17 protein-coding genes and 1 riboswitch are annotated in these 20,053 nt (G+C 72.7%); of the genes, 11 read left to right on the forward strand and 6 right to left on the reverse strand.

Annotated features, from left to right (window positions below):
- Nucleotides 1–49: 49 nt before the first annotated feature.
- The 5 genes from ACIA77_RS37520 to ACIA77_RS37540 all read left to right on the forward strand — a co-directional run bounded on the left by ACIA77_RS37520 (nucleotide 50) and on the right by ACIA77_RS37540 (nucleotide 5,349).
- Nucleotides 50–1,261, forward strand: a complete 1,212-nt coding sequence (locus tag ACIA77_RS37520; RefSeq protein WP_395890852.1) for a Tm-1-like ATP-binding domain-containing protein — start codon at nucleotides 50–52, stop codon at nucleotides 1,259–1,261.
- A gap of 1 nt (nucleotide 1,262) precedes the next feature.
- Entirely contained in the window at nucleotides 1,263–2,084 is an 822-nt protein-coding gene (locus ACIA77_RS37525) for a phosphoenolpyruvate hydrolase family protein (RefSeq protein ID WP_395890853.1), read from the forward strand.
- A 79-nt stretch (nucleotides 2,085–2,163) separates the two neighbouring features.
- Nucleotides 2,164–2,278, forward strand: a riboswitch (SAM riboswitch).
- Between the two features lie 40 nt (nucleotides 2,279–2,318).
- A complete protein-coding gene (locus tag ACIA77_RS37530; protein WP_395890854.1) occupies nucleotides 2,319–3,662 on the forward strand; it encodes an aminotransferase class V-fold PLP-dependent enzyme in 1,344 nt (447 codons plus the stop codon).
- Between the two features lie 92 nt (nucleotides 3,663–3,754).
- The gene (lspA, locus tag ACIA77_RS37535) at nucleotides 3,755–4,423 is read left to right on the forward strand and encodes a signal peptidase II (protein ID WP_395890855.1); all 669 of its coding nucleotides are present in this window, start codon (nucleotides 3,755–3,757) and stop codon (nucleotides 4,421–4,423) included.
- The gene (locus tag ACIA77_RS37540; protein ID WP_395890856.1) at nucleotides 4,420–5,349 is read left to right on the forward strand and encodes an RluA family pseudouridine synthase; all 930 of its coding nucleotides are present in this window, start codon (nucleotides 4,420–4,422) and stop codon (nucleotides 5,347–5,349) included. The genes lspA and ACIA77_RS37540 overlap by 4 nt, the downstream gene beginning before the upstream one ends.
- A gap of 12 nt (nucleotides 5,350–5,361) precedes the next feature.
- On the opposite strand, the gene ACIA77_RS37545 is transcribed toward ACIA77_RS37540, so the two are convergent.
- Together ACIA77_RS37545 and ACIA77_RS37550 are read right to left on the reverse strand one after the other, a co-directional pair.
- Nucleotides 5,362–5,820, reverse strand: a complete 459-nt coding sequence (locus ACIA77_RS37545; RefSeq protein WP_395890857.1) for an alpha/beta fold hydrolase — start codon at nucleotides 5,818–5,820, stop codon at nucleotides 5,362–5,364.
- Nucleotides 5,821–5,949: 129 nt separating this feature from the next.
- A complete protein-coding gene (locus ACIA77_RS37550) occupies nucleotides 5,950–7,038 on the reverse strand; it encodes an AsnC family transcriptional regulator (protein ID WP_395890858.1) in 1,089 nt (362 codons plus the stop codon).
- A gap of 264 nt (nucleotides 7,039–7,302) precedes the next feature.
- On the opposite strand from ACIA77_RS37550, the gene ACIA77_RS37555 reads away from it, so the two are divergent.
- From ACIA77_RS37555 to ACIA77_RS37575, 5 genes are all read left to right on the forward strand, one after another.
- Nucleotides 7,303–10,626: a DUF885 domain-containing protein gene (locus ACIA77_RS37555; RefSeq protein WP_395890859.1), complete on the forward strand. Its 3,324-nt coding sequence runs from the start codon at nucleotides 7,303–7,305 to the stop codon at nucleotides 10,624–10,626.
- Nucleotides 10,623–11,828 (forward strand): fumarylacetoacetase, encoded by a 1,206-nt coding sequence (gene fahA, locus ACIA77_RS37560; protein ID WP_395890860.1) that lies wholly within the window; start codon nucleotides 10,623–10,625, stop codon nucleotides 11,826–11,828. The genes ACIA77_RS37555 and fahA overlap by 4 nt, the downstream gene beginning before the upstream one ends.
- Nucleotides 11,829–11,893: 65 nt before the next feature.
- Nucleotides 11,894–12,934 (forward strand): LLM class F420-dependent oxidoreductase, encoded by a 1,041-nt coding sequence (locus ACIA77_RS37565; protein WP_395890861.1) that lies wholly within the window; start codon nucleotides 11,894–11,896, stop codon nucleotides 12,932–12,934.
- Nucleotides 12,935–13,144: 210 nt separating this feature from the next.
- On the forward strand, nucleotides 13,145–14,110 hold the full coding sequence (locus tag ACIA77_RS37570; protein WP_395890862.1) for a Ppx/GppA phosphatase family protein: 966 nt from the start codon (nucleotides 13,145–13,147) through the stop codon (nucleotides 14,108–14,110).
- Nucleotides 14,111–14,152: 42 nt separating this feature from the next.
- Nucleotides 14,153–14,341 (forward strand): hypothetical protein, encoded by a 189-nt coding sequence (locus ACIA77_RS37575; protein ID WP_395890863.1) that lies wholly within the window; start codon nucleotides 14,153–14,155, stop codon nucleotides 14,339–14,341.
- 29 nt (nucleotides 14,342–14,370) lie between these two features.
- Here ACIA77_RS37575 and ACIA77_RS37580 read toward each other — a convergent pair whose 3' ends face one another.
- The 3 genes from ACIA77_RS37580 to ACIA77_RS37590 are packed head-to-tail and all read right to left on the reverse strand — an operon-like array spanning nucleotide 14,371 to nucleotide 17,859.
- Complete coding sequence (locus tag ACIA77_RS37580) at nucleotides 14,371–16,752, reverse strand: glycoside hydrolase family 65 protein (RefSeq protein ID WP_395890864.1); 2,382 nt, start codon at nucleotides 16,750–16,752, stop codon at nucleotides 14,371–14,373.
- Nucleotides 16,749–17,480 carry an HAD family hydrolase gene (locus ACIA77_RS37585; protein ID WP_395890865.1) on the reverse strand — a complete coding sequence of 244 codons (732 nt, stop codon included), beginning with the start codon at nucleotides 17,478–17,480 and terminating at the stop codon, nucleotides 16,749–16,751. The genes ACIA77_RS37580 and ACIA77_RS37585 overlap by 4 nt, the downstream gene beginning before the upstream one ends.
- A 10-nt stretch (nucleotides 17,481–17,490) precedes the next feature.
- Entirely contained in the window at nucleotides 17,491–17,859 is a 369-nt protein-coding gene (locus ACIA77_RS37590) for an ArsR/SmtB family transcription factor (protein WP_395890887.1), read from the reverse strand.
- Nucleotides 17,860–18,036: 177 nt separating this feature from the next.
- Here ACIA77_RS37590 and ACIA77_RS37595 point away from each other — a divergent pair, with 177 nt between their 5' ends.
- Nucleotides 18,037–18,525, forward strand: coding sequence for an SRPBCC family protein (locus ACIA77_RS37595; RefSeq protein WP_395890866.1), 489 nt, complete (start codon nucleotides 18,037–18,039; stop codon nucleotides 18,523–18,525).
- A 3-nt stretch (nucleotides 18,526–18,528) separates the two neighbouring features.
- Here ACIA77_RS37595 and ACIA77_RS37600 read toward each other — a convergent pair whose 3' ends face one another.
- Entirely contained in the window at nucleotides 18,529–19,677 is a 1,149-nt protein-coding gene (locus ACIA77_RS37600) for an ROK family protein (protein WP_395890888.1), read from the reverse strand.
- Nucleotides 19,678–20,053 lie beyond the last annotated feature (376 nt).

Consider the following 20,053-nt stretch of genomic DNA (forward strand, 5'->3'; position numbering starts at 1 on the left):
GCGGAAGTGGCCCATCGGCGTCGGGCCCGGCCGGGCCACCATGGCGGACATGGCCACGGTCTGCCTCGTCGGCACCCTCGACACGAAACGCGCCGAATACGACTGGCTCCGCACGCGGCTCGAAGTCGACGGCGTGCACACGCTGCTGGTCGACGCCGGGTCCTCGGGTTCCGAGGGCGCGGACGTGCCCGCCGAGGAGGTCGCGCGCGCCGCCGGGGCGGAGCTGGCTTCGCTGCGCGGTGACCGGGGCCGGGCCGTGGAGACGATGGCGCGCGGTGCGGCCGTGGTCGTGCGGCGGCTGTTCGACGAGGGACGGGTCGACGGGGTGCTCGCGGTCGGCGGGTCCGGCGGTTCGTCGATCGCCGCGGCGGTGATGCGGGAGCTGCCGGTGGGCGTGCCGAAGCTGCTCGTGTCGACCATGGCGTCCGGCGACGTGCGCCCGTACGTCGGCGAAACCGACGTGACGCTGATGTACTCCGTGGTCGACATCGCGGGTCTGAACGCCGTGTCGGAGACCGTGCTCGGCAACGCGGCGGCCGCGATCGCCGCCATGGCGCGCCGGCGCGACGAAGGCGTTCCGGCGCCGGAGCGGCCGGTGGTCGCGGTGACGATGTTCGGCGTCACCACGCCGGCGGCCGACGAAGCCCGGGCCGAGCTGGCCAGGCTGGACTACGAGGTGCTCGTGTTCCACGCGACCGGCTCCGGCGGGCGGGCCATGGAGAAGCTCGTGACCGACGGCCTGGTCGCCGGCGTGCTCGACCTGACCACCACGGAGCTGGCCGACGAGCTCGTCGGCGGCGTCCTGTCCGCGGGCCCGCACCGACTGGAGGCAGCGGGCCGCGTGGGAGTGCCGCAGGTGGTCAGCGTGGGCGCGCTCGACATGGTCAACTTCGGGCCGGCCGCCACCGTGCCGGAGCGGTTCGCCGAGCGGAACCTGCTGGTGCACAATCCGACTGTCACGCTCATGCGCACGACGCCCGAGGAAACCGCGGAGCTGGGCACGCTGCTCGGGCGCAAACTCCGGACCGCACGAGGACCCGTGTCGGTGCTCCTGCCGCTCGGCGGGGTGTCCGCAGTGGACGTTCCCGGCGGGCCGTTCCACGACCCGGCCGCCGACGAGGCGCTGTTCACCACCCTGACCGGAGAGCTCGCCGGGTCCGCGGTTTCCGTGCAGCGGCGCGAAGAAGCCATCAACGACCCCGGGTTCGGCGCGGCCGCGGCGCGCGAGCTGCACCGGCTCATCGGCGAGAGGAAGTCCTGACGTGGACCGCACGGAGGCGCTGGCCCGGCTCACCGCCGCGGTGACCGGGGGACGGCCGGTGATCGGCGGCGGCGCGGGCACCGGCCTGTCCGCCAAGGCGGCCGAGGCCGGTGGGATCGACCTGCTGATCATCTACAACTCCGGCCGCTACCGCATGGCCGGGCGCGGTTCGCTCGCCGGGCTGCTGGCCTACGGCGACGCCAACGGCATCGTGGTCGACATGGCGCGCGAGGTGCTCCCCGTCGTGCGGGACACGCCGGTGCTGGCCGGCGTCAACGGCACCGATCCGTTCCGGCTCATGGGCCCGTTCCTCGACGAGCTGAAGCGCCTGGGGTTCGCCGGCGTGCAGAACTTCCCGACGGTGGGCCTGATCGACGGCGTCTTCCGGCAGAACCTCGAGGAAACCGGCATGGGCTACGGCCTGGAGGTCGACCTCGTCGCGCTCGCCCGCGAACGCGACCTGCTGACCGCGCCCTACGTCTTCGACCCGGGGCAGGCCGAGGACATGACCCGCGCGGGCGCCGACGTGCTCGTGCCGCACCTCGGGCTCACCACGAGCGGCACGATCGGCGCGCGCACCGCCGTGACGCTCGACGAAGCCGCCGCGCGGGTGCAGGAGATGCACGACGCCGCCAAGCGGGTGAATCCCGACGTGCTCGTGCTGTGCCACGGCGGCCCGATCGCCGAACCCGCCGACGCCCAGTACGTGCTCGACCACACCGAAGGAGTGGTCGGTTTCTTCGGCGCTTCCTCGATCGAGCGGCTCCCGACGGAGCGCGCGATCCGCGAGCAGACGGAGGCGTTCCGCGCGCTGCGGCGGTGATCGTCTCCGTGTGAGCGCCGTCTCAGCTCACGGGACACCTCTGGCGTCCCGCGGCTTCGTTCGGTTACCTTCTGAGTCAGGTCATGAGTGCCAGCGTTCAGCCCCGGCTTGCTGGCCGGCAACCCTCCTACCGCGGTGGGGTGCCCCGGGTGAGGACCAGGCCGGTCGCGGAGCGCGACGGGCAAGCGCGGGCCCCTCGCCGGGGGTCCCCCGGAACGCCGAGGAGGCACCGTCATGACTCTCGCCCTCGATCGCACCGCTGAAACCACCGAAACCCTTGGTGCGCAAGGGATCCCCGCCGTCGCCGGTGTCACGGTGCGGGTGCCGCTGGTGACCGGGGACGAGATCGGGTACGCCAACCTCGACCACGCGGCGAGCGCGCCGTGTCTCGACGCGGTCCGCACGGCCGTCGACGAATTCCTGCCGTGGTACGCCAGCGTGCACCGCGGCGCGGGCTTCGCTTCGCAGGTCTCGACGCGGCTTTACGAGCGCACGCGCGACATCCTGCGCCGGTTCGTCGACGCTCGCGGCACCGACACCGTCGTGTTCACCCGCAACACCACGGATTCCTTCAACCTGCTGGCGCGTTCGTTGCCGCGCAAGACTTCCGTCGTCGTCTTCGACACCGAGCACCACGCCGCGCTCCTGCCGTGGCGCGGCCCGAACGTGCGCCGCGTGAGCCTGCCGCGCACGCGCCTGGCCGCGGTGTCCGTTGTGGACGAAGCGCTCGCGGCGTCCCCGGAGGGCCCGCGCCTCGTGGTCGTGGCCGGAGCGTCCAACGTGACCGGTGAGCTGCTGCCGGTGGCCGAGATCGCCGCCGTGGCCCGCAAGCACGGCGCGCGCGTGGCGCTCGACGCGGCGCAGCTCGCGCCGCACCGCCGGATTTCCCTGCGGGAGCTGGACGTGGACTACGTCGCGCTCTCGGGCCACAAGCTGTACGCGCCCTTCGGCGCCGGCGCGCTGATCGGCCGCGGCGACTGGCTGCGCGCGGCCGAGCCGTACCTCGCCGGCGGCGGTGCGACGAAGCTCGTGACCGAAGACGCCGTCGTGTGGAACACCGGCGCGGAGCGGCACGAGGCCGGTTCGCCCAACACCGTTGGTGTGTACGCGCTCGGCGTCGCGTGCGAGCAGCTGGCGGCGAACTGGGCCGCGGTCGGCGAGCACGAGGCGGCGCTGCTGGAGCGGCTGCTCAAGGGCCTCGCCGGCATTCCCGGCTGCGCCGAGCTGCGCCTGTTCGACGCGCCGGTGGATCGCGTGGGCACAGTGAGCTTCGTCGTCGACGGGTTCGAGCCGGGCTGGCTCGCCGCGGTGCTCTCGGCCGAGTACGGCATCGGCGTGCGCGACGGCGCGTTCTGCGCCCACGTCGCGACCAAGCGCCTCATCGGCACGACCGGCCGCGAGGGGCAGCAGGCGGTGCGCGTGAGCCTCGGCCTCGGCAGCACCGAGGAGCACGTCGACCGGCTCGTGCTCGCGCTGCGCCAGCTCGTCGCGCGCGGCCCGCGCTGGGAGTACGCCAAGGTCGACGGCCGGTGGGCGCCGGTCGGCGACCCGCGTGAGCTGCCGCCCTTCTGCGCCTGAGTCCGCACTGGTCGGACGGCTCGCGGCGCCCGTGAAGTGCGTGAACGGGCGTCGGGGGGAGTGCCGGTCACGCGGGCGTGGACAATGGAGCCGTGAGCACCGAGCCCTCCTCGTCCGAACCCGGCCTGTCCGAGGCCGCCGCCCGGCCCGCCGAAGCACCCGAACCGGCGGGCGGCGGTGCCGCGACCCCGGCCGAAACCCCGCTCGACCAGGTGGGCGAGCCGGCGCCGCTGCTGCCGAAGCGCCGGGTCGGGCTCGTGTTCGCGGTCGCGGTCGTGATCTGGGTGATCGACCTCGTGTCGAAGAACCTCGTGGCGGCCAACCTCGAGGGCAAGGAGCCGGTGCGTATCCTCGGCGGGCTCATCTACCTGCAAGTGATCCGCAACCCCGGCGCCGCGTTCTCCATGGCGACCGGCATGACGTGGGTGCTCGCGCTGATCGCGGCGGCCGTGGTGGTCGCCATCGTGTGGCTCGCACGCCGTCTGCGGTCCGTCGGCTGGGCGATCGGCCTGGGCCTCGTGCTCGCGGGCGCGCTCGGCAACCTCACCGACCGCATCTTCCGCGCGCCCGGCCCGCTGCGCGGCCACGTCATCGACTTCATCTCCGCCTTCGCGCCCAACGGCGAGGGCTTCGCGATCTTCAACATCGCCGACTCCGCGATCTGCGTCGGCGGTGCGCTCATCGTCCTGCTCTCCCTGCTGGGCAAGGACTACGACGGCACCACGACCCGGAGCAAGAAGAAGGCCGGGGAAGCTGCGTGAGCGCCCGGATGCTGCCCGTCCCGGACGGGCTCGACGGCATGCGCGTGGACGCCGGGCTGGCCAAGCTGCTGGGCCTCTCGCGCACCGCGGTGGCGGAGCTCGCCGAGTCCGGTGACGTGCTGCTCGACGGCAGGCCCGCGGGCAAGTCCGACCGCCTGGCCGCCGGCGGCCTGCTCGAGGTGACGCTGCCCGATCCGGCGGCGCCGGTGCAGGTCGTGGCCGAGCCGGTGGAGGGCATGAAGATCCTCCACGACGACGACGACATCGTCGTGATCTCGAAGCCGGTGGGCGTCGCCGTGCACCCGAGCCCGGGCTGGACCGGCCCGACGGTCGTCGGCGGGCTCGCGGCGGCGGGCCTGCGGATCGCGACGTCCGGCGCGGCCGAGCGCCAGGGCGTGGTGCACCGCCTCGACGCCGGCACCACGGGCGTCATGGTCGTGGCCAAGAGCGAGCACGCGTACACGGTGCTCAAGCGGGCGTTCAAGGAGCGCACCGTCGACAAGGGTTACCACGCCGTGGTCCAGGGCCACCCGGACCCGATGCGCGGCACCATCGACGCCCCGATCGACCGCCACCCGCGCCACGACTACAAGTTCGCAGTGGTCGCCGGCGGGCGGCCGAGCGTGACGCACTACGAGGTGGTGGAGGCGTTCCGGGCGGCGTCGCTGGCCCACGTGAAGCTCGAGACCGGCCGCACGCACCAGATCCGCGTGCACTTCTCCGCGCTGCGGCACCCGTGCGTCGGCGACCTGACCTACGGCGCCGACCCCGTGCTGGCCCGCCACCTCGGCCTCTCCCGGCAGTGGTTGCACGCCCGCACGCTCGGCTTCGCGCACCCGGCCGACGGCCGCTGGGTCGAGTTCGAAGCCGAATACCCCGACGACCTGGCCCACGCGCTCGAGGTCCTGCGCGAGGAGAGCTACTAGCCCTCGACCGTCCTAGCCCCAGAAGGAGAGGAGACCGTCGGCGGCTTTGGCCGGCTGGTCGATCATCCACCAGTGCCCGTGTCCGGCCAGGGTGAGTGTCGGCAGGCCCAGCCGATGGGCCATCTCCCTCGAGAGAGCCGGGTCGACGAACGCATCGGCGGTCGCGTCGAAGATCAGGCCGGACGGCTGCTCGGCGACGAGATCCTCGCCGGCGCCGGGGTCTGGAGGTCCTGCGCGGCGGGGTGCCACCGGTAGTCGGGATGGATCAGGCCGGCGCATGCTCTGGAGCTTGCCGACCAGCCAGTCGCGGTAATTCGTCATGGTGCCCCCGAACCCGTCGGGGATCGGCGACCCGAAACCGGGCGGCGACAGTAGTACGACGTCGCGCACACCCCGCTGCTCGAGTTCGGGGACGAAGTCACGCCAGATCACCGACGTTTCCGGGTTGCCGTGGACGAGCACCGTGGTCATGGCGGCTCCTGATGGGGAAGGACAAACGGTGCGCGCTTCCCAGCAGACACGCGGTTGATCAAGGACACCATGAACAGGGTGAAAGTGGCCAGAAGCGGAGATTTTCTGTCCAGAAGGACGGGTTTCCCGCTAGCCCTCGACCGTCCAGGTCAGCGACCGCTCGTCCGGTTCGGGCCGCGGGCTCCAGCGCACCGCGACGACGCGGATCGCCTCCGGGATGACGTACACGGTGTGGCCGCCGAGCGTCTCGCCCGGCCGCACGCCGATCTTGTGCGGCGGGCGGGAGGTCAGCGACACGGGGGCCTTGGTGACGGTCGTGCCGTCGGCCGTGACGAGTTCCAGGTAGTTGTCGGGCAGGGACGCGAACGGGATCGCGCCGCGGTTGGTGATCTCGGTGTGCACGACGACGGCCCGCTCGCCTGCTTCGAGCCGGTAGCCGGCGGCGCCGAAGAGGAAATCGGCCGGGTCCTGCACCTCGAGCAGCTGGATGGTGAGCTGCTCGCCCTCGAGTCCGTGCGTCGGGAGTGGCTCGCCGATGCGGCCGTGCTTGCCCTCGGCGGGGCCGCCGCGAGGCGGCTCGTCGCCGCGGGCCCAGGACGCGGTCTGCGGCACGCCCCACGTGCTGAGTACCGGGTCCGGCGCCGGACCGGGCGGCGGTGCGAAGTGGCCGGACGGCACGCCATACGGACCCGAGGGAACTCCGTAGGGTCCCGAAGGCACGCCGCGCACCGGTCCGGACGGTCCACCGTGGACGGACGGCATCGGCTTCCCGGCGGGCACGGGCTGCCCAGCCGGCCCCGTGGGCGGTCCGGACGGCACCCCCGGCTGGGCCGGTGGCCCGGGCCTGGCCGGCATCCCTTGCTGTGCCTGGGGCATCGGCCCGCTCGGCGGCGGCGCGGCCGGAAACCCTTGCCCCGTCGGCACCCCGGGCTGCGGTGGCGCACCGGGCCGCCCACCCGGCCCCACGACCGGCAGTCCGCCCGAAGGCGGCGCCTGCTGCCACGACGCCGGCGCGCCCGCGATCGCCGCGCGCAGCCCCGCCGGGTCGCTCTCGACGCCGACCAGCAGCGGCAACCCGCTGCCGGACAACGAGACCAGCCGGTACGCCACCTCGCGCGGATCCATGCCCACCTTCGCCGCGAGGTCGTGCACGGCCGTCGTCCCCGCCTCGGCGAGGGCGGCGAGCAGGCGAACATCCACGGGATCGGTCACGGCCACCCGCTGAACGCTACCGTCCGAGCCCGCCCTGGCGCGCCGGCCCGGCGCTCGCGTCGCCCGGTCCGGTGGGTGGCGCCCGGGCCCCGCGTGGGTGAGTTCCCGCGGAACCGGGGGAGCGCCCGTGGCGCCCCGTGGCCGGACCGGTTCGATCCGGCCGTTCACCACGTGTGAACGGGACGCTCGTGCCGGAACGACACCCGGAGCCCCCGGTCTCCATTAGGGTCGGCAGCGCACGGCACCACGAACCCCCGGGAGTCCGCACCCATGACCGTCGTCACCGATCTGGCCGACGAGCTCGTCGACGAGCTGTTCGGCTTCGAGCCGCTCTCCGCCGCGATCCTGGGCATCAAGCCCGACGCGCCGGGCCTCGGCGACCCGAGCGCCGCCGCCGAAGCCGCCTACCGCGGGCGGCTCGCGGGGCTGCTGGAGCGGGCGCGGGCGGTCCCGGTGGACGACCTGGACGCGACCGACCGCGTCACGCGCGAGGTCGTGATCAACTCGATCGAGGGCAAGCTCGACTTCATCGACACCCGGTTCGCGGAGTTCACCGTGACCGACCTGTTCGTCGCGCCCGCGGCCGGGCTGCTGTCCGCCCTGCCGATGGTCCCCGTGCTGCCCGCCACCGCCGACGTGCACCTCGGCCGGCTCGCCGCGATCCCGGACTACCTGCGGGCCGTCGCGCTGCGGCACCGCGAGGGCATCGAGGCCGGGCTGGTGCCGGTCGAACGGCTGGTGAAGGGCGCGATCGCGCACCTGGACCGCTACCTCGCGGAGCCGGCGGGCGACCCGCTGCTGCGCCAGCCCGCGCCGGACGACGCGTTCGCAGCCCGGCGCGAGGAGCTGCTGCGCGACGTCGTGCGCCCGGGTTTCAAGGAGTACCGCGACTTCCTCGAGGCCGAGATCCTCCCGCACGGCCGGCCCGACGACCGCGCCGGCGTCTCGTGGCTGCCCGGCGGCGACGAGATCTACGCACGCCTGGCGCGCATGCACACGACTACACCGCGCACACCGCAGGAGCTGCACGACACGGGTCTGGAGGTGATCGCGGGCCAGGCCGAGCAGTACCGGGCGCTGGGCGAGCGCGTGTTCGGCACGCGCGAGCTGCCGGAGATCTTCGAGCGGTTGCGCACCGACCCGAAGCTGCGCTGGACGAGCGCCGAGGAGCTGCTGGACACGGCGCGCTCGGCCATCGAGCGCGCGGCCGCCGAGTCGCCGAAGTGGTTCGGGCACATCCCGGAACAGCCGTGGACCGTCGAGGCCGTGCCGGAGGACTCCGCGCCCGGCGCGCCGCCCGCGTACTTCATGCCGCCGGCGGCCGACGGGTCCCGCCCGGGCACGTACTTCGCCAACACCTACGAGGCCACCGAGCGCTTCCGGCACACGGCCGAGGCCACCGCGTTCCACGAGGCCATCCCGGGCCACCACTTCCAGCTGAGCACGGCGCTCGGGCTCACGGAGCTGCCGCTGCTGCGCCGGCTCGGCGACTTCAACGCCTACGTCGAGGGCTGGGGCCTCTACACCGAGCGACTCGCCGACGAGATGGGCCTCTACTCCGACGACGTGTCGCTGCTCGGCATGCTCACGCTGGAGTCGATGCGCGCCGGGCGGCTCGTGGTCGACACCGGGCTGCACGCGCTGGGCTGGACGCGCCAGCAGGCGATCGACTACCTCGTCGAGAACACGCCGATGGGCCGGCTGGAGATCGAGTCCGAGGTCGACCGCTATCTCGGCTACCCGGGCCAGGCGCTGGCGTACATGGTGGGGCGCCTGGAGATCCAGCAGATCCGCCGCGCTGCGGAGGCGCGCCTAGGCAGCCGCTTCGACGTCCGGGCGTTCCACGACGTGGTGCTCTCCGGCGGTGCGCTGCCGCTGTCGGTGCTCGACTCCGTGGTCGGCGCCTGGGTCGCGAGCCACGGCGACACCGTCGCGGGCCTGGCCGAGGACCTGCTCGAGCTCGAGTTCGAACGCGAGCCGATCGAGCGCACGATGTACGGCCTGCCGGGCGATCACGGTGTGCTCGCCGATCCGAGTCTCGCCGCGACCGAGCGCTTCCGCGCGCGCTTCACCGACCTCGCGGACCGCGCTGAAGCGATCGACCGCGGCGGGCTCTCGGCCACCGACGCCGTGACCCGCGACGTGGTGATCGCCCGCGCCCGCGGCGTGGTCGACACGCTCGACTCGCGGCTGGCCGGCTTCGCGGTGAGCGACGGCTTCAGCTCGCCCGCGCTGTACCTGATCACGAACCTGTCGGCGCTGGTGCCGGAGGACGAGGAGCGGGCCCGCGGCTACCTCAGCCGGCTGGCAGCGATCGGCGGGTACCTCGACGCCGTGATCGAGGCCCAGCGCGCCACGGTGGCCGACGGGTTCGCGCCGCCCGACTTCCTGGTTCGCGTCGGCATCGGGTACGTCGAGCGCTACCTCGCCGCGGAGGACGCCGATCCGCTGCGGGTCACGCCTTCCGTCGAGGTGGCCGGGTTCGCCGACGAGCGCGACCGGCTGCTGGCCGAGGTCGTCCGGCCGGCGTTCGGGCGCTACCGCGGGTTCCTGGCCGACGAGGTGCTGCCGGTCGCCAAGCCGGAGTCGGAGCCGGGCATCGGGCACCTGCCGGGCGGGCAGGAGAAGTACCAGGGCCTGATCCGCGCGGAGACGACCACCGACCGCACCGCGCAGGACCTGCACGACACGGGCCTCGCCATCGCCGAGCAGCTCGCGGCGGAGTACCGCGAACTGGGCGAGAAGGTGTTCGGCACCGGGGACCTGGCGGAGATCTTCGAGCACCTGCGCTCCGACCCGGCGCTGCGCTGGCGCGACGGTGAGGAACTGCTCGCGGGTGCGCGCTCGGCGATCGAGCGGGCGGAAGCCGTGGCGCCCCAGTGGTTCTCGCGCGTCCCGGCGGCGAAGTGCGTGGTGGCGCCCGTGCCGGCGGCCGACGCGGCGAGCGGCACGATCGCCTACTACCTGCCGGCGGCGCTGGACGGTTCGCGGCCGGGCACGTACTACGCCAACACCCACGAAGCGAGTTCGCGGCCGCGCTTCACCAGCGAGGGGATCGCGTTCCACGAAGCAGTGCCCGGGCACCACTTCCAGCTGTCGTTCGCGCAGGAGCTCACGGAGCTGCCGCTGCTGCGCCGGCTGGTGCCGTTCAACGCCTACATCGAGGGCTGGGGCCTCTACTCCGAGCGGCTGGCCGACGAAATGGGCCTGTACTCCGACGACGTCACGCGCCTGGGCATGCTGACGCAGGACTCGATGCGCGCCGCCCGGCTCGTGGTCGACACCGGGCTGCACGCGCTGGGCTGGAGCCGGCAGCAGGCCGTGGACTACGTCGTGGCCAACACGCCGATGGCGCGGATCGAGATCGAGGCGGAGATCGACCGCTACGTCGCGAACCCGGGCCAGGCGCTCGGTTACATGGTGGGGCGCCTGGAGATCCAGCGCGTGCGCGCCGCGGCCGAGAACGCGCTGGGCGAGGCCTTCGACATCCGCGAGTTCCACGACGTCGTACTGGGCAACGGAAACCTGCCTTTGTCCACAGTGGATACTCTGGTGACGGAGTGGGTCGCGCGCAAGCGGGAGGGCGCGCGGTGACCTGGCTCGACCTGCCCGAGGGCACGGGGTTCGGCCTGGCCAACCTGCCCTTCGGCGTGTTCTCCCGCGGCGGTGCGCCCGAACGCCGCGCCGGGGTCGCGGTGGGCGAGCACGTGCTCGACCTGTCCGCGGCCGCGGAGCAAGCCGCGGCGCCGTTCGCGCAGCTGCTCACCGCGGGAGTGCTGAACCCGCTGCTGGCGGCCGGTCCGGCGACGTGGCACGACGTGCGCGAGCAGGTGCACGAGTGGCTCACCGAGGAGCGCTACGCCGACCAGGTGCGCCCGCACCTGGTGCCGCTCGCGGAGATCACGAACCACCTGCCGATCGAGGTCGCGGACTACGTCGACTTCTACTCGAGCGAGCAGCACGCGATCAACGCCGGCAAGATCCTGCGCGGGCCCGACGACGAGCTGGCACCGAACTGGAAGCACCTCCCGATCGGCTACCACGGGCGGGCCGGCACCGTCGTGGTGTCGGGCACGCCGATCGTGCGCCCGGCCGGGCAGCGGAAACCGCGCTCGGCCGCTGAACCGTCGTTCGGGCCGTCGCAGCGGCTCGACGTCGAGGCGGAGGTCGGGTTCGTGGTCGGCACGCCCTCGACCCTGGGCACCCCGGTGCCGGTCGAGGACTTCGCGAAACACGTGTTCGGCGTGTGCCTGGTCAACGACTGGTCCGCGCGCGACATCCAGGGCTGGGAGGCGCAGCCACTGGGGCCGTTCCTCGCGAAATCGTTCGCCACGTCGATGGCGCCGTGGATCGTGCCGCTGGCGGCGCTGGACCACGCGCGGGTGCCCCAGCCGGTGCAGGACCCCGAGCCGTTCGAGTACCTGCGCACCACCGAGCCGTGGGGGCTGGACCTCGCGCTGGAGATCCGCGTCAACGGCCACCTGGTGTCGAGCCCGCCGTTCGCGACGCACTACTGGACCGCGCCGCAGCAGCTCGCGCACCTGACCGTCAACGGCGCCAGCCTGCGCACGGGCGACCTGTTCGCGTCGGGCACGGTGACCGGGCCGGAGAAGAACCAGCGCGGGTCGCTGCTGGAGCTGAGCTGGGGCGGGCGCGAGCCGTTCGCGCTGGGTGCCGGCGAGACGCGGACGTTCCTCGAGGACGGCGACGAGGTCGTGATCAGCGCGACCGCACCCGGCCCCGCGGGCAGCCGGATCGGGTTCGGCGAGGTGCGCGGGCGCGTGGTGCCCCGGTAGGGTAAGCGAACGCTTAGCCGGGTGCCGGGACGCTGTGGTCCCGGGCTGCAGATCGAGGGAGCACGATGAGGATCGGGACGGGCATCAACTACTCGGGCGGGTTCGCCGACAGCGTCGCGGACATCGTGGAGCTGGAGAAGGTGGGGCTCGACATCGCGTTCGTCCCGGAGGCCTACAGCTTCGACGCGGTGAGCCAGCTGGGCTACCTGGCGGCGAAGACCGAGCGCGTGCAGCTGGCGTCGGGCATCTTCCAGATCTACACGCGCACACCGAGCTTGACCGCGATGACCGCGGCGGGGCTGGACTTCGTGTCCGACGGGCGGTTCACGCTGGGCCTGGGCGCGTCGGGACCCCAGGTGATCGAGGGCTTCCACGGCGTGAAGTACGACGCGCCGCTGGCCCGCACGCGCGAGATCATCGAGATCTGCCGCCAGGTCTGGCGCCGCGAACGCCTGGTGCACGAGGGCAAGCACTACCCGATCCCGTTGCCGGCGGACCAGGGCACGGGCCTGGGCAAGCCGCTCAAGCTGATCAACCACCCGGTGCGCGAACGGATCCCGATCCTGCTCGCGGCGCTGGGCCCGAAGAACGTCGCGCTGACGGCGGAGCTCGCCGAGGGCTGGGAGCCGATCTTCTTCCACCCGGAGAAGGCGGCCGACGTGTGGGGCGAGGCGCTGGCCGAGGGCAAGGCGAAGCGCGACCCGGCGCTGGGTGAGCTGGACGTGTTCGCGGGCCCGGCGCTCGCGATCGGTGACGACGTGGAACCGCTGCTCGACCACCTGCGCCCGCACCTCGCCCTGTACATCGGCGGCATGGGCGCGCGTGGGAAGAACTTCTACAACACGCTCGCCGCGCGCTACGGCTTCGAGGCCGAGGCGAAGGAGATCCAGGACCTCTACCTCGACGGCAAGAAGGACGAAGCCGCGGCGGCGGTGCCGGTGGAGCTGCTGCGGGCGATTTCGCTGGTCGGGCCCGAAGCCCACGTCGCCGAGCGGGTGGCCGCGTTCAAGGAAGCGGGGGTGACCACGGTGGTCGTCAGCCCGCTGCAGCCCGGGCGCGAAGCCCGGGTCCAGGCGGTCGCGAAATTGAAGGAAATCATCGGCTGACCTGCGCTTGACGCGCCGACGGGCAGGACGAACCGGGCTCGTTCAGGCCCTCGGTTTATCATGTTGTGATTACGGGTGTGAAAAAGTCGCACCTCGGGATCGGTGCTGTGGTGGGAAAACCGTAAATCCCGCCCTGGTGGGTCGCACCAGGTGTAGGAACGGTGGTCCGGGGGAACACGACGGCGAAGCGAAAGCGAGGTAGGCCTGACCGTGCGCAGATTTTCGGGGCCGGCAGCGGGTGTGCTGGACGTGGGCTCGTTCAGCGCTCGGCTCGTGGTGCTCGAACCCGGCGGCACGCCGATCGAGCCCGCGCTGACCCACCAGACCCGGCTCCGGCTCGACCGCGAACTCGACGACGAGGGTGTGCTGAGCGACCGCGGGATCGCCGCGATCTCGGCGGCGGTCGCCGAGGGCATGGCCGTGGCGAAGGACCACGGCGTCCCCAACGTCTTCCCCCTCGCGACGTCCTCGATCCGCGACGCGGCGAACGCGGCCGACGTGGTGCGAAAAGTCTGCCGCGACACGGGTGTTGACCTGCAGTTCCTCTCCGGCCGGCGCGAAGCCGAGCTGACGTACGTGGGCGCCCGCCGTTGGTACGGCGGGTCCGTCGGCCCGCTGCTGGTCCTCGACATCGGCGGCGGCACCGTCGAGCTGTCGGCCGGGCGCGGTTCGCAAGCCGAGTTCGCGCGTTCGCTGCCGCTCGGTGCCCGCTCGGTCACGCGCGACTGGCTGCCCGCCGATCCGCCGGTGCGGTCGAAGAAGGTGCGCGCCCTGCGCGACCACGTGCTCGAAGAGGTGACCGGCGCGCTCGGTGACGTGGCGGACGAGATCGCCGACCACCGCGTGGCCGGCTGCTCGAAGGTGCTGCGCCAGCTGGCGCGCCTCGCCGGCGACCGCCCGGGCCGGGGCCGTGAGCTGCACCTGGACGACCTGCGCGTGTGGATTCCGCGCCTGGCCGCCATGCCGACGGCGAAGCGCGCGGAGCTGCCGGGGATCTCGCGTCAGCGCGCCCAGCAGGCGCTCGGCGGCGCCGTGGTGGCCGAAGCCCTGCTGACCATCACGGGCGGCACGATGGCGATCTGCCCGTGGTCGACCCGCGACGGCCTGTTGCTGAGCATGCTCGACGCGCTCGCCCTCGACGCCCCGGCCGGCGCCGGTTCGCGTCCGGCCGCGTGACACTCCTGGTGCGGTGGCAGGCGGAAGGGGTATTCCGGACTCATGACACGTGAGTTCTTCCCGCGCGACGACCACCCCGACGACGAAGACGACCTCGCCGGCCTGCCCGACCCGCAGAAGCTGCGCTCCGAGGTCGCGACCGCACCGGGGCCCGACCTGACGCCGAGCCACACGAAGGACGTCGACGCGCCGCCGGGCACCGAGGACGCCGCGGACCCCGCGGACGGCTGACCGGCGCGGCGCCGGTCAGCCGCACCGGGTCACTCCTGCGGCGTCACGAACTCCCGCACGCGCGAGGAATCGCGGCGCTGCGGGGCGCGGCCGTGGGGCTGCACCGGCGGTTCGCCCGCGTCGATGTCCGGGATGGGAAGCGTCACGGGCTCTTTCGTGACCGTGAAGCGCTCGCCGTGGTGGACGAGTTGCAGCGGTGCGCCCTCGAGCACGTGGTAGGTGGCCTCGCCGTGGCGGACGGCGACCTGGAACCGCGTGCCGCGGAACGCCAGGCGGAACGTGATGCCGCCGAGCTGCCGGGGCAGCCGCGGGGCGAAGGACAACTGGCTGCTGTGGTCGCGCAGGCCGCCGAACCCGGCGACGGTGCCCTGCCAGGCGCCGGCGAGCGAGGCCATGTGCAGGCCGTTGCGGACGTTGTTGTGCACGTCGTGCAGGTCCGTCATCGCGGCTTCGGCCAGGTAGTCGTAGGCGAGGTCCAGGTGCCCGACCTCCGCCGCGATCACGGCCTGCGTGCCGGCCGAGAGCGACGAGTCGCGCACCGTCCGGGCCTCGTAGTAGGCGAAGTCGCGGGCCTTCTCCTCGGGGCTGAACGAGTCGCCGCACAGGTGCAGGGCCAGCACGAGGTCCGCCTGCTTCACGACCTGCTTGCGGTACAGGTCGAAGTACGGGTAGTTCAGCAGCAGCGGGTAGAACGCGGGATCGGTGCCCTTGTAGTCCCACTCGTCGTGCTCGAGGAAACCCTCCGACTGCGGGTGCACGCCGAGTTCCTGGTTGTAGGGCAGGAACATCGCGTCGGCCGCCGCGCGCCAGCTGTCGAGCTCGGCGACGTCGACCTCCAGCCGCTGGATCACGTCCGGGAACTTCTCGCACACCTGCGCCGCGGCGAGCAGGTTCCGCCGCGCCATCAGGTTGGTGTAGACGTTGTTGTCCGCCACCGCCGAGTATTCGTCCGGACCGGTCACCCCGTCGATGCGGAAGTGCCCGTGGCGGTCGAAGTGCCCGAGCGAAGCCCACAACCGCGCCGTTTCCACCAGCAGGTCGGCGCCGCAGCCGCCTTCGAACTCGTCGTCGCCGGTCGCGTTGACGTAGCGCAGCACGGCGTCGGAGATGTCGGCGCTCACGTGGAACGCCGCCGTGCCCGCCGGCCAGTAGGCCGAGCACTCGGCGCCGGTGATGGACCGCCACGGGAACGCCGCGCCGCGCAGGCCCAGCTGCTTCGCGCGTTCCTTGGCCTTGTCCATTGTGGAGTGCCGCCAGCTCAGCGCATCCCTTGCGGCACCGGGGATCGTGTACGTGAGCACCGGCAGCACGAAGGTTTCCGTGTCCCAGAAGGCGTGCCCGTCGTACCCGGGGCCGGTGAGGCCCTTGCCGGCGATCGCGCGCTGCTCGCCGCGGGCACCGGCCTGCAGCAGGTGGAACAGCGCGAACCGCACGGCCTGCTGCAGTTCGGGGTCGCCGTCGATCTCGATGTCCGAAGTGGCCCAGAAGTCGTCGAGGTACTGGCGCTGCTCGGCGATCAGGCCCTTCCAGCCCGTCTGGCGCGCGCCGGCCAGCGCCGCCTCGACCTGCGCGCGCAGCGCGGGCACGGACCGCTGGGCGGACCAGCCGTAGGCGAGGAACTTCGTGATCCGCAGCCGGCCGCCCTTCGGCACGTCGACCGCGACGGTCAGGCGCGCGAGGTCGTCCTCGGAGTGGATGCGGGTGCGGATGCCGTCGTCGACCTCGATCTTGTGGTCCATCGCGGCGGCCATGCGCAGGCCCGAGTTGCGGGTCTGGTGCACCAGCACGGCCTGGTAGTTGGCCGCCCGGTGGAACTGCGACACCAGCGGCGTGTCGAGCGCCGCGGCGACCCGCGGGTCACGCGTGTCGGACTCGATCGGCTCGTTGGCCAGCAGGTCGGACTGGACCACGAGCTGCAGGTCCTCGTCGAGCGGCTCGACCTCGTAGCGGATCGCCGCGATGGCGCGCTGGGTGAACGACACGAGCCGTTCGGTCTTCACGCGCACGCGGCGGCCGGTGGGGGAGGACCATTCGGTGGAGCGGCGCAGGGTGCCGCTGCGGAAGTCGAGCACGCGGTCGTGCTCGTTGGCGGTGCCGTAGCGCATGTCGAGCGGTTCGTCCTCGACGAGCAGGCGCAGCACCTTGCCGTCGGTCACGTTGACGACCGTCTGCCCCTCCTCGGGGTAGCCGTAGCCGCCTTCGGCGTAGGGCAGTTCGTGCTGCTCGTAGAAGCCGTTGAGGTACGTGCCGGGCAGCCCGCGAGGTTCGGCCTCCTCGAGCGTGCCGCGGAGTCCGATGTGGCCGTTGGACAGCGCGAACGCCGACTCCGTGCGCTGCAGCGCGTCGACGTCGAGGCCGCGCCACCGCAGCTCCCACGGCGAGCACTCGTAGCCGAAACCCGTCTCGGTCATTCCTTCTCCAGCAGTTCGGCGAGGTCGTCGACCACGACGTCGGCGCCGTGAGCTCGCAGTTCGTCGGCCTGGTCGGCGCGGTTGACACCCACCACGTACCCGAAGTTCCCGGCGTGCCCGGCCTGCACGCCGGACAACGCGTCCTCGAACACGGCCGCGTGCGCCGGGTCGACGGCGAGCGCCTTCGCGCCCGCCAGGAACGAGTCGGGTGCGGGCTTGCCGTTGAGGTGGTCGCGGCGGATCACGATCCCGTCGACGCGCGCCTCGACGAACTTCGTGAGGTCCGCCGCGGCGAGGACCTTGGCGCCGTTGGCCGAAGACGTGACCACGGCGATGCGCAGCCCGGCCGCCTTCGCCGCTTCGAGGTAGCGCACGGAGCCGGGGTAGGGGTTCACGCCGCGTTCGTCGATGATCTTGAGGACCAGTTCGTTCTTGCGGTTGCCGATGCCGTTGACGGTGGGCTCGGCCACCCCGTCGTCCGGCTTTCCTTCCGGCAGCTGAATTTCGCGGGAGCGGAGGAATTCACGCACGCCGTCGGCGCGCGGGCGGCCGTCCACGTAGGCCGCGTAGTCGTGGTCGGTGAACTCGCGGAACGATTCGCCGTCCCGGCTGCGGAGAAACTCGTCGAACGTCCGTTTCCACGCCTCGCGGTGGAGCACGGCCGTTCCGGTCAGCACGCCGTCGAGGTCGAACAGACAGGCGGTGATGGTGTCCGGCAGTCCGATCATGGTGGCAAACCTACCGGTCCGGGTCCTCCGCCGCGGCACCCGCCGGGTGGGGGCGCACGCGGTGGATGAGCTCGTGCACGGTGGCGTCGGCGAGCCGGTAACGCACCACCCGGCCGTCGCGGTGCGCGGTCACCAGACCGTGGGCGCGCAACAGCCGCAGCGCCTGGGAAACCGCGGTGTCGGTCATGCCCGTGGCCGCCGCGAGGTCCGTGACGCTGATTTCCCGCGCGTAGTGGATGGACACGAGCAACGCCAGCCGCGACGGATCGGCGACCACCGCGAACCGCCCCGCCCACTCGTCGATCACCGCCCGATCGCCCAGCCCGGCGATCGCCGCGGCCACGCGTTCGGGGTCGATCAACTTCCGGTCGCCCTCGATGCTCACAGCGACCGATGATTCCACCCGAGCCGCCCGCCGACCACTGCGGCCGACGGGATCGGCGCGCGGGAAAGTTCAGCCGAGGTGTCGAACCGGCGCCGGCGCGTTCGTCGGCTGGGTGCACAGGGCTTCACACGGGAGGAAGCCCGAGTCGAGCAGACGAGGAGTGTGCCCATCATGGCCGAGGAGAACGTGAGCGCCACCCTGACGATCGCCGCGCCCGCCACCGTGGTCTTCGCGATCCTGGCGGATCCGGCGACCCACTCCGCGATCGACGGCACCGGCTGGGTCCGGCAACCCGTCGACCGGACGGTGCTGACCGAGGTGGGGCAGCTGTTCCGGATGGACATGTACTACGGCGAGGGCTACCGGGTGGTCAACAAGGTTCAGGTGCTCGAACCGCCGCGCGCCATCGGCTGGTTCACGGGGCAGGAGAAGGACGACGGTGAGCTGGAGTTCGGCGGCTGGACCTGGCGTTACGACCTCACGCCGCTCGGTCCGGCCGGCACGGAGGTCACGCTTTCCTACGACTGGTCGGCGGTACCGCAGTTCATCCGCGACCGCGGTATCAACTTCCCGCCGTTCCCCCCTGACCACCTCGTCAACTCGCTGCACCACCTGGCCGAGCTCGCCGAAGCGTCCCGGCTCGCGGCGGGACCGCGGTAAGGGTCAGGCGCCGCCGACCCGCCGTTCGAACACCAGCCCCTCCGCGGCCCGCAGCCCCACGCTCATCGCCCCCGTCAGGACGCCGTCGTCGCCGAGTTCGCCCTGGACGACGGTCGGGACGAGCGGGGTGAAGGAGCGCAGTGCGCGGTCGATGGGGTCGAGCAGGAGGTCGGCGGCCGTGCCGATGCCGCCGCCGAGGACGATGAGCTCGGGGTCGACCACGGCGGCGACCGAGGCGACCGTGTAGGCGAGGCGGTCGGCTTCGGTCTGCACGGCGCGCTGGGCCAGTTCATCGCCCTCGCGGGCCAGGCGGAAGACCTCGCGGGCGGACTTCGCCGTGCCGAGGCCGAGTTCGCGGGCGCCGCGGACGACCGATTGGGCTGCCGTGGCCTCTTCGAGGTGGCCGCGGGCCGGGACCTCGCCGCCCGATTGCGTGCGCCCGTAGGGGAGGTAGCCGATCTCGCCGGCCGCGCCGGTGGCGCCGCGGAAGACCCGGCCGTCGACCATCAGGCCCATGCCGATGCCGGTGCCGATCATGATGCAGCCGACCACGGACGCGCCGCGCGCGGCGCCGCTCTCCCACTCGCCGACGGCGGTGAGGTTCGCGTCGTTCTCCACCACGAGGTCGGGGCCCAGCGCGGCTTCCAGGTCGTCCAGCAGGCCCGGCCGGCCCCAGCCCGGCAGGTTCGGCGCGTGCCGGAAACAGCGCTTCACGGGGTCGGCGACGCCGGGGGAGCCGAGCACGCGCACCACGATGTCGGCGTCGGTCAGCCCGGCCTCGGTCACGAGCTCGCTCGCCAGCTTGCCGACGGCGGCGACGAGCGCGCTGCCGGAGCGGGCCGTGTTGCGCGCGTCGCGGCGGGCGACCATCGTGCGGCCGAGGTCGGACACGGCGCCGCGCAGGTGCTCGCGCCCGATGTCCACGCCGAGGACGTACCCGGCGGTGGGGTCGGCTTCGTAGAGCACGGCGGAACGGCCGGTGCCGGTGGACGTGTGCCCGGTCGCCCGCGCGAGGCCCGCGGCCTCCAGCGCCAGCAGCGCCTGGCTCACGGTCGGCTTGGACAGCCCGGTGTCCTTCGCGACCTGCGGCCGCGTCGCCGCTCCGCCACGCCGCAGCAGGTCGAGCACCGCCCGCTGGTTGATCCTGCGCATCCCGGCCGGCGTGCCGACCTGCGGAGTCCCCACGTGCCGCCCGCTCCTTCTCGTCCCGAGGTTCGTCCTGCCAAGGTATCCGGCTTCCCGGGCCCTTCGGCAGGAAACCTTCTTTTCACCCGTCCGGTGACCAGCGGCAGGGCGTTCCGGAAACGATACGGGGTGTGCGCCGGAACCCCGGGAGCCACGCGGACGGCGCACCCCGCGTTCCGCCGCCCGGGCGAGGACGAACCCCCGATCCGACCAGCCCCGGCTGTGTCCCGGCACACATTCGGACCCGGCTTGCTGTCACCTCGTCACAGACATCGTTCGACACGACTACTGCGCGTTGCGCCCGTTCTGTCGTGTCCATACCGTGACGCGCCAAACCTGCCCC

The sequence above is a fragment of the Amycolatopsis sp. NPDC051903 genome, assembly GCF_044452505.1.
In the GTDB taxonomy this organism is placed as follows: domain Bacteria; phylum Actinomycetota; class Actinomycetes; order Mycobacteriales; family Pseudonocardiaceae; genus Amycolatopsis.

Coding starts and splice junctions, on each gene's coding strand:
- ACIA77_RS37520 (WP_395890852.1), top strand. CDS start 50: ATGGCCACGGTCTGCCTCGTCGGCACCCTCGACACGAAACGCGCCGAA.
- ACIA77_RS37530 (WP_395890854.1), top strand. CDS start 2,319: ATGACTCTCGCCCTCGATCGCACCGCTGAAACCACCGAAACCCTTGGT.
- ACIA77_RS37545 (WP_395890857.1), bottom strand. CDS start 5,820: ATGACCACGGTGCTCGTCCACGGCAACCCGGAAACGTCGGTGATCTGG.
- ACIA77_RS37555 (WP_395890859.1), top strand. CDS start 7,303: ATGACCGTCGTCACCGATCTGGCCGACGAGCTCGTCGACGAGCTGTTC.
- ACIA77_RS37565 (WP_395890861.1), top strand. CDS start 11,894: ATGAGGATCGGGACGGGCATCAACTACTCGGGCGGGTTCGCCGACAGC.
- ACIA77_RS37575 (WP_395890863.1), top strand. CDS start 14,153: ATGACACGTGAGTTCTTCCCGCGCGACGACCACCCCGACGACGAAGAC.
- ACIA77_RS37580 (WP_395890864.1), bottom strand. CDS start 16,752: ATGACCGAGACGGGTTTCGGCTACGAGTGCTCGCCGTGGGAGCTGCGG.
- ACIA77_RS37585 (WP_395890865.1), bottom strand. CDS start 17,480: ATGATCGGACTGCCGGACACCATCACCGCCTGTCTGTTCGACCTCGAC.
- ACIA77_RS37595 (WP_395890866.1), top strand. CDS start 18,037: ATGGCCGAGGAGAACGTGAGCGCCACCCTGACGATCGCCGCGCCCGCC.
- ACIA77_RS37600 (WP_395890888.1), bottom strand. CDS start 19,677: ATGCGCAGGATCAACCAGCGGGCGGTGCTCGACCTGCTGCGGCGTGGC.